Genomic DNA, 11,514 nt, shown 5'->3' with positions numbered 1-11,514 from the left:
CCCGGCTCCGCCCAGGGGAGGGTCGGAAAGTGCCGGCCACGGCACGACGCGCGGCGACCCGGCGACCCGGCACCGTGGCGGTCATGACCACACAGACGGTGACCCTGACGGGGCTACGCGCGGTGTACGGCACGGGAAGTCGACGGGTGACGGCGCTCGACGGCGTGACGACGAGCTTCGCGAGCGGCACGTTCACGGCGGTGATGGGCCCCTCGGGCTCCGGGAAGTCGACCCTGCTGCACTGCGCGGCCGGCCTGGATCGCCCGACCGAGGGCACCGTCACCGTCGACGGCACCCGGCTCGACGAGCTGGGGGAGGACGAGCTGACCCGGCTGCGCCGCGACCGGATCGGGTTCGTGTTCCAGGCGTTCAACCTGGTGTCCACCCTGACCGCGGCGCAGAACGTCGAGCTGCCGCTGCGCCTCGCCGGCCGCCGCCCGCCGACCCGGGACGTCGAGGCGGCGCTGGCCAGCGTGGGCCTGGCCGAGCGGGCCGGGCACCGGCCGAGTGAACTCTCCGGCGGTGAGCAGCAGCGCGTCGCCCTGGCCCGGGCGCTGATCACCAAACCGGCGGTGGTGTTCGCCGACGAGCCGACCGGCGCGTTGGACAGCGCCACCTCCCGGCAGGTCCTCGGACTGCTGCGCGCGCTCGTCGACGACCACGGGCAGACGGTCGTCATGGTGACCCACGATCCCACCGCCGCCGCGTACGCCGACCGGGTCCTGCTGCTCGCCGACGGTCGGCTCGCCGACGAGCTGACCGGCGGGATCACCGCCGCAGCCGTCGCGGCGCTGATCGCCGAGCGGGAGGCGGGCCCGGTGAGCCCGTCCCCGCACGCGGCGACGACGGTCGCGGAGCGGTCATGGTGAGCATCCGGCGGTCGGCCAGCGCGTTCGTGGCCGTCGCGATCGGGGTCGCGCTGGTCGCGGCCGCCACCCTGCTGCTCGCTTCGGGGCGTCCGCAGGTGCCGGACCGGCTGGCGCAGGCCGCGGTCGTGGTGCAGAGCCCCGAAGCGGGCGCGTCGGCCGACGAGTTCATGCCGACCCGGCCCTGGTCCGCCATCGCTGCGGCGGAGCTGGTCGGCAGACTGGCCGGCCTACCGGACGTCGTGGCGGCGGTGCCGGATCGGACCTTCTACGCCCAGCCGCTCGTCGACGGCCGACCCTCGGCCGCCGATACCCGGCGGGAGGACGCCCGCCAGGGGCACGGCTGGTCCAGCGCCCGGTTGGGTGGCCTGCGTCTCACGGCTGGCGAACCGCCCCGTCGGCCCGGCGAGGTGGTCGTCGACCGCGCGCTCGGGCTGCGCACCGGCGCGCCGGTCACCCTGCTGACCGCGATCGGTCCGGAGTCGTACACCGTCACCGGTGTGGTCGACGGGCCTGGCATCCATGTCGCGGACGAGGTCGCCGCCGCGTTCGCGCCCGGAGTCCAGGCCATCGGGCTGGTGCTCGCGCCGGGGGCCGACCCGGAGCGGGTCGCCACGGCGGCCCGCCGAGTCGTCGGCGTCGACGGGCGGGTGCTGACCGGCGACGGGCGAGGCGCGCTGGAGCCTCGGAACGACGCCCGCACCCGTTGGATCGGAATGCAGGTGCTCACCGCCACGGCGGCCCTTGCCAGCTTCGTCACGGTATTCGTGGTCGCGTCCACCTTCGCGTTCACGATCGCGCAGCGCCGCCGTGAGCTGGGCCTGCTGCGTGCCGTCGGCGCCACCCCACGTCAGGTCCGCCGCATGGTCTACCTGGAAGCACTCATCGTCGGCGCATCGGCCGGGCTCGTCGGCCTGCTGGTGGGCGCGGGACTCGCCCCGCTCCTGGGTCGGCTGCTCGTCGACGTCGGCTTCGAGCCAGCTACCTTCCGGGTCCGGTACACCCCCTGGCCGGTCGCGCTGTCGCTCGTCGCCGGGCCGCTGGTCGCGCTGCTGGCCGTCTGGTCGGCGTCGCGTCGGGCGGCGCGGGTCCGCCCGTTGGAGGCGTTGCGCGAGGCGGCGGTGGAGCAGCGACCGATCGGGCGGCTACGTGTCGGCACCGGCGCGCTGCTCGTCGCGGTGGGGCTCGCGCTCAGCGTCGGGACGGCGACCGCCGACGAGGCCCGCGTTGCGGCGCAGTACGCCCTGTACGCGGTGATGGCCCTGGTGGCCGGTGCCACCGTGCTCGCCCCGGCGGTGGTCGGGCCGGTGGTGCGGCTGCTGCGCTCTCCGGTGCGGCGGCCCGGCGGTGCGATCGGGATGCTGGTCCGAGGCGCGGCGTTGACCGCCACTCGGCGGACCGCGTCCATCGCCGCGCCGGTGCTGCTCACGGTCGCGTTCGCGGTGCTGGTGTCCGGGATGGTGCGCACCACCACCGCGGCGTACGCGGCGGGTCGGGCGGACAACGTGAACGCTGGCTGGATCGTCGTGCCGGACCGGGCACCCGGTCTGTCGGACCAGGCCGTCGCCGCGACCGGTGGCACCGCCCTCCTGCCGACCACGGTCTTCCGTACCGACCCCGGGCAACTGCCGCAGGATCGGCCACTGACCGCGCTCGGCGTGGACCCGGCGGGTTTCGCCAGCGCGAACCGGGCGCTCACCGTCATCGCCGGCTCCCTGAACGACCTGCGTGGTGACGGCACGGTGGTGGTCACCGCCTCGACGAACCTGCTGCCGTCGCAGCCGTACCCGGTGGTCTTCGCCGACGGGGTGTCGGTGCCGCTGCGCGTCGTCGCCGTGGTCACCGACGACTCGATCCCCGGCGATCTGCTCCTGCCCCGGGCCGTGGTGCGAACGCACGACCCGTCGGCGTTGACGTCGACGGTGTACGTCCGGGACCGGGTCGATCCGCCAGCCGGCGCGCGGGTCATCGACGTCGCCACCTGGGCGGCCGAGGCCGACGCCGCCGAGGACCGCCTCGTCTGGCTGTTCACGCTGCTGCTGATCGGTGTGTCGGCGGGTTACGGGTCCATCGCGGTGGTCAACACGCTCCTCCTGGCCGCCGCCGGCCGAGCCGCGGACCTGCGGCTGATCCGGCTGGCCGGCGCGACGCGGCGACAGGTCGTCTGGCTGGTCACGGCCGAGTCTGCCCTGGTGGTGCTGATCGGTGCGGTGCTCGGTGGAGCCGTCGCGTTCGTCGGTCTGCTGAGCATCCGCGCCGGCCTCGCCGAGCAGGTCGGTGCCCCCGTCGACCTGGTGGTGCCGTGGTCGGTGATCGCCGGTGTGGTGGGGCTCTGCCTGCTGTTGGCGGCGCTGGCGAGCGTGCTGCCGACGTGGCGGTTCCTGCGGCACCGACCCGGCCGGCCGCCGGTCCACAGGTTCGCCGGGTGAACCGCGTGCCGGCCCGGTCGCCCCTTCGGGGGCCGCCGGGCCGGCCGGCGGGCGGCTATCGTCCACGGATGCGTCTCGCGCGCCCGGTCGGGCTGCTCCTCTCCGCCGCCGCCGTCGTGCTCTGGGCGGTCGGCATGACGGTGCTGCAACCGCTGACCGAGCCGCTCGGCCCCTGGTCCGAGCGGCTGCCGGGCAACAACGCGTACTGGGCGCGCGACCTGCGGTTCACGGCGATCGTCGCGGTGGTCCTGGGGTTGCTGCTGGCCGGCCGTGGCCGCCTGCGGTGGAGCGGCCCGGCGGTGCTGCTCGGCGGTGTCTGGGTCGCCGCCGACGTGGCGATCGACCGGGCCGACCCGACCGGTGTGCGGCCGACCGTGCTGCTCGCCGCCGGCGGCTGCGTCGCGATCGGTGTGCTGGCGGCGGGCCTCTGGTGGTCGGAGCGTGGCACGCCGCCAGCCACCGAGCGGAGGGTGTTGACCGGCGCGGCCTGTGTGGCCGGGGTGCTGACGCTGGTGGCCGCAGGCATGGAGTCGCCGACCGATCGGGAGCCGGAGCTGAACCAGGGCGCCCTGGCCACGTCGGCGCTGCTGGTCGCCCTGACCATCGGTGCCGCCCTGGCGGCGGCTCCGGCGCGGACCCGGGCCCGCTGCGGGCTGGCGGCCGGCCTCGCCGTGGCGTCTCTGCTCGCGGTCTGGTGGATCCGTGCTGTTCCGCCGGGTCCGCGATTGCTGCCGGAGGTTGCTCTGGGCGCGGTGCTGCTCACCGGGGTCACCCTGCTGGCGTGGGACTGGCCGGGTGGCCGGCCGGTCTGGCGGCACCACGCGCTGGCGGCCGTCGCGGCACTGGTGGCTCCGATGTCGCTGCTGCTGGCCGTGGTCATCGCCATGATCGGGCTGGTGCCGATCGGCGCGCAGTTCACGGCGTTGGCCGGCAACAGCCCGATCAACTCCGCCGACTCCGACGTGCTGCTCTCGCTGGTCGGGCTGCTCGCCGGGCTCGGGATGGCCCTGCTGCTGGCCAGGCCGACGCTGAAGGACCGCCACTAGCTCACTCCACGACGGGCAGCACGACCTCGTTGCGGCGCAGGAACCACGGCTTCCACGGCGGGTCGAACCGGGCGTACCGGATCGCGCCGGTGGGTTGCAGCCCCGCCGCGGTGACCGACCGGCCGAGCATGGTGGCCTTCTCGTCGAACGCCTTCTCCGTCCACCGTCCGGAGAAGCGCATCGCCGCCGAGAGCTGGCCCTGGATCTCGCGGATCCGCACCCGTGGGTCCGTCGGCTCGGGCAGCGTCGCGGCGGTGAAGCTGGCCGGCATGACGAACTGGATCAGGTACGCACCGGGACGCTCGCCCTCCACCTGGACCACCGGCGCGGTCATCGCGATCTTCTCCATGCCGGTGCCCCCCGGCATCCCGGACGTCGTCACCCGGGCCCGGTTGGCGCCCGCCAGGTACGCGGCCAGTGGCCGGAACGCCTCGATCGGAGCCCGGGTGAAGGACGCCTGGACCTGCATCTCGGCCACCAGGTGAGGGGAGTATCGGCGCAGCTCGAAGCCGGGGTGTCGGGCCACCACCCGGTACGGCTGCCGCTCTGTCATCGCGCTCCCAGGGTCTCCTGGGAGGAACGCTACCGCCCGTTCGGCCCTCGTTCGGCCGAAGTCGGCTCCTCGGGTCCGGGGAGGACCGCGCGCCCGTGCAGCCGCCAGTACTGCCGCTTCCCCTCGTCGCGCAGCACCACCCCGATCCGACCGAGCTCCGCGCGCAGTTCCCGGATGTCGTCGCCGCGCTCCTTCCGGATCGCCCGTTCGCGGGCCCGCAGCAGTGCGTCCGCCCCGGCGGGCAGCCCGGGCAGGTCGGGCACCCACAGCCGGTACGCCGACCGGTGCGGGTCGTCGTCCGCCCACGGCCAGCCGTTCGACCGGAACGCCGTCGCCAGCCCGGCGGCCGGCAGATCCGACTTCTCCCGGGCCAGCTCGGCGCCGTCGGCGTCCAGCAGCACCAGGTGCTTACCGTCGACGAAGACCGCGCGGGTGTCGATCCGGCCCACGTCGGTGTCCTCGCCGCCGCGGCGCAGCCGGACCCGCGCCGCGTCGACGGTGACGATCAGCCGTTCGAAGGTGCCGATCCCGGCGACGACCAGGCCGGCCAGGACGCCCACCGCGATCGTGCCCGCGGTGGCCGGCCGCTCGGGCAGCCCGTCCAGCCACTCGATCAGATCGTGGAACGGCACCCAGGGCAGCCCGGCGAGCCAGCCCACCGCCGCCGCGACCAGCCAACCGGCGCCGGCCCCGAGCAGCGGGAAGCCACCCCACATGACCGCCAGCTCCAGCGGGCCGCCGCTGACCACGGCGCGTCGGCGGTAGTCAGCGGCGTCCATGGTCAGGACACCTCTCGGCGCAGCGTACGGACCAGGCCGGCGGCGAGCGGGAGGACCATCCAGACCAGCAGGGACACCACCACCTTCGACCACTGCTCGCCGGTGAGGGCGTCGCTGCTGAACAGGGGTTCCATGGTCTTGCTGGTGTCCAACCAATCGGACGGGCCGCGCAGCGGCCGGACCATCTCGCCCAGCACCCCCCAGATGGTGGGTAGCAGGAAGTAGCCCACGATCGCCAGCGGCGGGTTGAGCAGCAGCAGGCCGAAGGCGGCGCCCATCAGCACGCTGGTGACCTGGAGGACCACCGCGTGCAGGATCAGCGCGACGTCGATCTGCCAGGTGCCCGCACCGCCGGTGGCGGACGCCACCAGCGTCCCGACGGCGGCGAGGGCCAGGCTGGCCAGCACCGAGGCGAGCGCCGCCACCATGACCGCGACCAGCTTCGCGGTCACCACCCGTTCCCGGCGGGGCACCAGGGCGTACGTGCTGAGGGCGGTGCGCTGCGACCACTCGCTGGTGATCGAGAGGATGCCGAGCACCGGCAGCAGCACCCCCACCGGCAGCAGCGAGGGGACGAAGAAGTTGGCGAACGTCTGGTCGGCGTCCTCGGCGTAGATCAACTGGAGGGTGACGATCACCGCGGCGATCAGGCCGATGGTGATCAACAGCCAGCGTCCGGCCCGGGTGTCGACGAGCTTGCGCAGTTCCACGACGCTCAGCCGGGCCAGCGACGGGCGGCGTACCGGAGCGTGCTGCCGGGGCGCGACGGCGTCGGCGGTGGGCGCGGTGGTGGTGGTCATCGGACGGCCTCCTTGGTGGATTCGCCGGCGGTCAGGGTGAGGAAGAGCTGTTCCAGGCCACCGCCGCCGGCCGGCCGCAGCTCGGCCAGTGCGACACCGGCATCGGCGGCGGCCTGGCCGACGACCTCGGCGTCGGCCTGCACGAGCAGCCCGTCGGAGCTGTCGGCGGCGGTCAGGCCGGCCGTTTCCAGCGCCCGGCGCAGCGCCGCGTCGTCGCGCGCTCGGACCACCGTGCCGCCACCGGCCAGCAACTCCGCCTTGTCGCCCTGGGCCACGATCCGGCCGCCCCCGATCACCACCAGCCGGTCCGCGACCGCCTCCACCTCACGCAGCAGGTGGGAGGAGAGCAGCACGGTGCCGCCCCGGTCGGCGAAGTCGCGCAGCAGGCCGCGCATCCAGAAGATCCCCTCCGGGTCCAGGCCGTTCGCCGGCTCGTCGAGGATCAGCACCCGGGGGTCGCCGAGCAGCGCCTGCGCCAGCCCGAGCCGCTGGCGCATCCCCAGCGAGTACGCCCGTACCCGCCGCTTCGCGGCCACCGCGTTCAACCCGACCAGGTCGAGCTTCGCGGCGACCTCGCGCCGGTCCAGACCCATGGTGTACGCGGACAGCGTCAACGCCTCGCGGCCGGTCCGCCCGGCGTGCTGGGCGGACGCGTCCAGCAGCACCCCGACCTCACGCCCCGGGTTGGGCAGTTCCCGGTAGGGCCGCCCGGAGACGGTGGCGCGGCCGGCTGTCGGTGCGGTGAGCCCGCAGATCATCCGCATGGTGGTCGACTTGCCGGCGCCGTTGGGGCCGAGGAAGCCGGTGACCGTGCCCGGCTCGCAGTGGAACGACACGTCGTCCACCGCCGGGTGTGGCCCGTATCGCTTGGTGAGGTTCTCCACGGTGATCATGTCGTCGAGCCTGCCCGCGCCGACCGGCCATCCGCTGCGGCCAGCGGTCGGCACCGAGCAGACCTTGGTCGATACCCGGGTCTCGACTTTGGTAGCTGGTCGTGGCGCCGCTCGGGTGCCTAGCATTGGCGGCGTGACCAGCCTCGCCGTCCCGGAACACCCCTGGCTGCTGCCCGGGGCGCTGGTCGTGCCCGCCGAGCGTGACCGGGCGCACCCGCGCCGCACCGCGCGTGACTGGATCGTGGACAGCCTCGCCTTCCTGATCGGGCTGCTCTGGGTGCTGTTCGCCACCGCCGACGGCCTGTCGCCCGCCCCCGAGGCGGCGATCCCGTTGCCGCACGACTGGATGGTCGGCGTCGACGCGCTGATCGGGCTGGTCTGCTGCGGGCTGCTCTGGCTACGTCGGCGGTGGCCGCTCGGGCTGGCGCTGGCCACCCTGCCCCTGAACCTGTTCTCGATGGCCGCCGCCATCCCACTGCTGATCATCTACTTCACCGTGGTCGTGCATCGCCGGACCGCCGTCACGATCGCGGTCACCGGTGCCGGGCTCCTCACCAACCTGGTCTTCAGTTGGGCGCGTCCGGACCCGAAGATGCCGTACTGGGCGACCGTGCTGTGGGGCGTGGTGATCACTTTCGCCGTGCTGGCCTGGGGGATGTTCGTCCGGGCCCGCCGGCAGTTGATCGTGTCGCTGCGGGATCGGGCCGAGCGGGCCGAGGCGGAACAGCAGCTCCGTGTGGCACAGGCCCGCCAGCTCGAGCGCACCCGGATCGCCCGGGAGATGCACGACGTGCTGGCCCACCGGATCTCGCTGCTCAGCCTGCACGCGGGCGCACTGGAATTCCGCCCGGACGCGCCCTCGGACGAGGTGGCCCGGGCCGCCGGAGTGATCCGGGGCAGCGCGCACGCCGCCCTCCAGGATCTGCGCGAGGTGATCGGGGTGCTCCGGGCGGACGGTGCCAGCGACGCCCCGGAGCCCCCGCAACCCACCCTGGCCGACGTGCCGGCCCTGATCGCCGAGTCCCGGGCGGCCGGGGTCCGTGTGAACGTCACCGACACCGTCGCCGCGCCGGAAACCGTGCCGGCGGCGTTGGGCCGGGCCGCGTACCGGATCGTGCAGGAGGGGCTGACCAACGCCCGCAAGCACGCGACCGGCGCGGCCGTCACCGTGGACGTGGCCGGTGGGTCGGGCACCGGGCTGACCGTGGCGATCAGCAACCGCTGGCCGGTGGGCACCCCGGTCGGTGGCGAGTTGCCGGGCGCCGGCACCGGCCTGGTCGGCATCACCGAGCGGGTCACGCTGGCCGGCGGTCGGCTGGCGTACGGGCGGGACGACGCGGGCGACTTCCGGCTGGCCGCCTGGCTGCCGTGGCCGGCGTGACCGGGCAGTCCGGCGACAGCGGCACGCCACCGGTGCGGGTGCTGATCGTGGACGACGACGCGCTGGTCCGGGCCGGGCTCTCGATGATCCTCGGCGGTCTGCCGGACCTGACCGTGGTGGGCGAGGCGGCCGACGGCAGCGAGGTGCCGGCCGCGGTCGCCGCGTACGCCCCGGACGTGGTGCTCATGGACATCCGGATGCCCCGGGTGGACGGGCTGGCCGCCACCGAGGCACTGCGTGCCCAGCCGGCCCCTCCGGAGGTGCTGGTGCTGACCACCTTCAACGCCGACGAGCAGGTGCTGCGGGCGCTGCGCGCCGGGGCGGCCGGTTTCCTGCTCAAGGACACCCCGCCGGCCGACATCGTGCACGCGGTGCGGCGGGTGGCGGCCGGTGAGGCGACGCTCTCCCCGACGGTGACCCGGACGCTGATCGCCCACGTGACCGCCGCCGCCCCCCACCCGGTCGGCCCCGACCCGCGTCAGGAGCGGGCGCTGCGGCTGCTCACCGGCCTGAGTGAACGGGAGCGGCAGGTGGCCGTCGCGCTGGGCAAGGGCCGCACCAACGCGGAGATCGCGGGGGAGCTGTTCATGAGCGTGGCGACGGTGAAGGCGTACGTCTCCCGGCTGTTGACCCGGCTCGACCTCAACAACCGGGTCCAGGTGGCCCTGCTGGTGCACGACGCCGGCCTGGTCTGAGCGGGCCTGCGCCGACTCGAGAACGTCGTCCGTGGTAGTGCCACTGATACACTCATCGCTGAGTGTTCCAAATTTGGAAGCATCAGAGGTGGTGGCGTGGACGGCTTCGTCGGGCGGGACCGGGAACTGGCCCTGCTGAACGCCATGCTCGGCCGGGTGAAGCGCGGCGGCCGGGCTGGTCGACCCGGTCGTGCCCTTCTCATGCGTGGTCGGCGACGCGTCGGCAAGTCCCGGCTCGTGGAGGAGTTCGTCGAGCGAGCCGAGGTGCCGCACCTCTTCTTCACCGCCTCGGCGCAGCCGACCGTGGCTGCGGACCTCGCGCTCTTCGTGGAGGCGGCGGCCGCCTCGACGCTGCCGGGGGCTCAAGTCCTCAGCGAGCAGCAACCTCGGACCTGGGACGCGGCGCTCACCCTGCTCGTGGCCGCGCTGCCGACCGACCGGCCGAGTGTCGTCGTGCTGGACGAGATGCCGTACCTCATCGCGAGCGACCCGGGCTTCGAGGGGACGCTGCAGAAGATCTTCGATCGCGAGCTGTCCCGGCGGCCGGTCCTGCTGATCTGTGTCGGATCGGATCTGGCGATGATGGAGGCCCTGAACGCCTACGGTCGACCGTTCCACCAGCGGGCCACCGAGATGGTCATCCCGCCGTTGAGCCCCGCCGATGTCCGCGACATGCTCGACCTGTCCGCCGCCGACGCGTTCGACGCCTACCTGGTGTCGGGCGGCCTACCGCTGATCCTCGACGAATGGCCGGCCGGCGCATCGGTGCACCAGTATCTGAGCGAAGCGGTACGGGATCCTACGTCGGCCCTGCTGGTCAGCGGCGAGCGAGCGGTGGCGGCCGAGTTCCCGCCCCAATCGCAGGCGGGTCTGGTGCTGCGGGCGATCGGTTCCGGTGAACGGACCTTTTCGCTGATCGCCCGTGCGGCGGGGGACCTTCCACAGGCGTCGTTGAGTCGGGCCCTGCGCCTGCTGATCCAGAAACGGGCGGTGGAGGACACGCTTCCGCTCTCGACGAGACCGTCTCGGGAGACCCGGTACGTGGTGGCCGACCCGTACCTGCGCTTCTGGCTGTCGTTCCTGGGGCCCCACCTCGCGGAGATCGAGCGGGGCAGGGGCGACCTGACCCTGGCCCGGATCGTCACGTCATGGGCGTCCTGGCGGGGGCGGGCGATCGAACCCGTCATCCGTGAGGCACTGCGCCGGCTTCCCGGCGAGCAGTTGCCGGCGGAGACGGCGGTGATCGGCGGCTACTGGACGCGGACCAACGATCCGGAGATCGACCTTGTGGGCGCCGATCGTGGGCCGGTGGCCCGACGCATCAGTTTCGTCGGCTCGATCAAGTGGCAGGAGAACCGGCCCTTCGATGCGCATGACCTGGGGCGTCTGCTGCTGCACCGGTCCCGGTTGCCCGGCGCCGACGAGACGGTGCCGCCGGTAGTCGTTTCCCGCAGCGGCGCAGCCGTCGAGGGCGCACGAGTGCTCTCTCCGCAGGATCTGCTCAGCGCGTACCGGGATTGAACTTTCGTCCGGTGTCGGCCGTACCAATGCCCGAGGATGTCGGTGCGGTGGGTCCGCCGTACCGCTGCCGAACTGCGGGAGGCCTGCCGTGCGCGTTGGTGAGCAGTCGACGGATCCCATCGATCAGGTACTGGGAGAGGTGCCAATGCCGGCACCGCTGACCCCCGAGGATGTCCGGCTCGCGGTCCGTGCGGTGGTCGTGCACACCGCGGAGGAGTGGCCCACGGGGCCGCTGTGCCGCAACGACGGCGCCTCCTACCCGTGCCGCCTGCACCGGTGGGGGCGGCGGGTGTTGGAGACCCACGGGCTCAACGAGCGGCAGATCGAGGCGTTGATCCGACACGGCAACCCGTTCGTGCACGTGCCCTTCCCGTTCACCGCGACCGGGCCGTCGCCCGCGCGCCCCGGCGGCTACCCGGCCCCGCGTGCCGGCGGCCACCCGGGCCCGGCCGCGCGGGCCGTCCCGCAGGGGGTACGGCCCACCGCTCCTGGCCGGCCGGTGACTCCCCCCGTCACCACGCCGCGCTGGCCCCGGGCGAGCTGAGCGGCGC

Annotated in this window: 11 protein-coding genes; 7 read left to right on the top strand and 4 right to left on the bottom strand. The window is 73.9% G+C overall.

Annotated features, from left to right (window positions below; genetic code table 11):
* Positions 1–83: 83 nt before the first annotated feature.
* From V6V47_RS08790 to V6V47_RS08780, 3 genes are all read left to right on the top strand, one after another.
* Positions 84–869 carry an ABC transporter ATP-binding protein gene (locus V6V47_RS08790; RefSeq protein ID WP_334627579.1) on the top strand — a complete coding sequence of 262 codons (786 nt, stop codon included), beginning with the start codon at positions 84–86 and terminating at the stop codon, positions 867–869.
* A complete protein-coding gene (locus tag V6V47_RS08785) occupies positions 863–3,295 on the top strand; it encodes an ABC transporter permease (protein WP_334627578.1) in 2,433 nt (810 codons plus the stop codon). The genes V6V47_RS08790 and V6V47_RS08785 overlap by 7 nt, the downstream gene beginning before the upstream one ends.
* 68 nt (positions 3,296–3,363) lie before the next feature.
* Positions 3,364–4,341 carry a hypothetical protein gene (locus V6V47_RS08780; RefSeq protein ID WP_334627577.1) on the top strand — a complete coding sequence of 326 codons (978 nt, stop codon included), beginning with the start codon at positions 3,364–3,366 and terminating at the stop codon, positions 4,339–4,341.
* 1 nt (position 4,342) lies between these two features.
* Here the strand turns inward: V6V47_RS08780 and V6V47_RS08775 are convergent, their stop codons facing one another.
* The 4 genes from V6V47_RS08775 to V6V47_RS08760 are packed head-to-tail and all read right to left on the bottom strand — an operon-like array spanning position 4,343 to position 7,366.
* Entirely contained in the window at positions 4,343–4,894 is a 552-nt protein-coding gene (locus V6V47_RS08775; protein ID WP_334627576.1) for an SOUL family heme-binding protein, read from the bottom strand.
* A 29-nt stretch (positions 4,895–4,923) separates the two neighbouring features.
* Positions 4,924–5,673, bottom strand: coding sequence for a YqeB family protein (locus V6V47_RS08770; RefSeq protein ID WP_334627575.1), 750 nt, complete (start codon positions 5,671–5,673; stop codon positions 4,924–4,926).
* A gap of 2 nt (positions 5,674–5,675) precedes the next feature.
* Complete coding sequence (locus V6V47_RS08765; protein ID WP_334627574.1) at positions 5,676–6,473, bottom strand: ABC transporter permease; 798 nt, start codon at positions 6,471–6,473, stop codon at positions 5,676–5,678.
* A complete protein-coding gene (locus V6V47_RS08760) occupies positions 6,470–7,366 on the bottom strand; it encodes an ABC transporter ATP-binding protein (protein WP_334627715.1) in 897 nt (298 codons plus the stop codon). Before V6V47_RS08760 ends, V6V47_RS08765 begins: the two co-directional genes overlap by 4 nt.
* 133 nt (positions 7,367–7,499) lie before the next feature.
* Between V6V47_RS08760 and V6V47_RS08755 the strand changes: the two genes are divergently transcribed.
* The 4 genes from V6V47_RS08755 to V6V47_RS08740 all read left to right on the top strand — a co-directional run bounded on the left by V6V47_RS08755 (position 7,500) and on the right by V6V47_RS08740 (position 11,507).
* The gene (locus V6V47_RS08755) at positions 7,500–8,747 is read left to right on the top strand and encodes a sensor histidine kinase (protein ID WP_334627573.1); all 1,248 of its coding nucleotides are present in this window, start codon (positions 7,500–7,502) and stop codon (positions 8,745–8,747) included.
* Complete coding sequence (locus V6V47_RS08750; protein WP_334627714.1) at positions 8,726–9,442, top strand: response regulator transcription factor; 717 nt, start codon at positions 8,726–8,728, stop codon at positions 9,440–9,442. Before V6V47_RS08755 ends, V6V47_RS08750 begins: the two co-directional genes overlap by 22 nt.
* A gap of 96 nt (positions 9,443–9,538) precedes the next feature.
* Entirely contained in the window at positions 9,539–10,963 is a 1,425-nt protein-coding gene (locus V6V47_RS08745) for an ATP-binding protein (RefSeq protein ID WP_334627572.1), read from the top strand.
* Between the two features lie 145 nt (positions 10,964–11,108).
* Entirely contained in the window at positions 11,109–11,507 is a 399-nt protein-coding gene (locus tag V6V47_RS08740; protein WP_334627571.1) for a hypothetical protein, read from the top strand.
* Positions 11,508–11,514 lie beyond the last annotated feature (7 nt).

Source organism: Micromonospora sp. CPCC 205539, assembly GCF_036906815.1.
Taxonomy (GTDB): Bacteria; Actinomycetota; Actinomycetes; order Mycobacteriales; family Micromonosporaceae; genus Micromonospora.
This window is presented reverse-complemented; position numbering and strand designations above follow the sequence as displayed.

Coding starts and splice junctions, on each gene's coding strand:
- V6V47_RS08740 (WP_334627571.1), top strand. CDS start 11,109: ATGCCGGCACCGCTGACCCCCGAGGATGTCCGGCTCGCGGTCCGTGCG.
- V6V47_RS08760 (WP_334627715.1), bottom strand. CDS start 7,366: ATGATCACCGTGGAGAACCTCACCAAGCGATACGGGCCACACCCGGCG.
- V6V47_RS08785 (WP_334627578.1), top strand. CDS start 863: ATGGTGAGCATCCGGCGGTCGGCCAGCGCGTTCGTGGCCGTCGCGATC.
- V6V47_RS08775 (WP_334627576.1), bottom strand. CDS start 4,894: ATGACAGAGCGGCAGCCGTACCGGGTGGTGGCCCGACACCCCGGCTTC.
- V6V47_RS08770 (WP_334627575.1), bottom strand. CDS start 5,673: ATGGACGCCGCTGACTACCGCCGACGCGCCGTGGTCAGCGGCGGCCCG.
- V6V47_RS08790 (WP_334627579.1), top strand. CDS start 84: ATGACCACACAGACGGTGACCCTGACGGGGCTACGCGCGGTGTACGGC.
- V6V47_RS08765 (WP_334627574.1), bottom strand. CDS start 6,473: ATGACCACCACCACCGCGCCCACCGCCGACGCCGTCGCGCCCCGGCAG.
- V6V47_RS08780 (WP_334627577.1), top strand. CDS start 3,364: ATGCGTCTCGCGCGCCCGGTCGGGCTGCTCCTCTCCGCCGCCGCCGTC.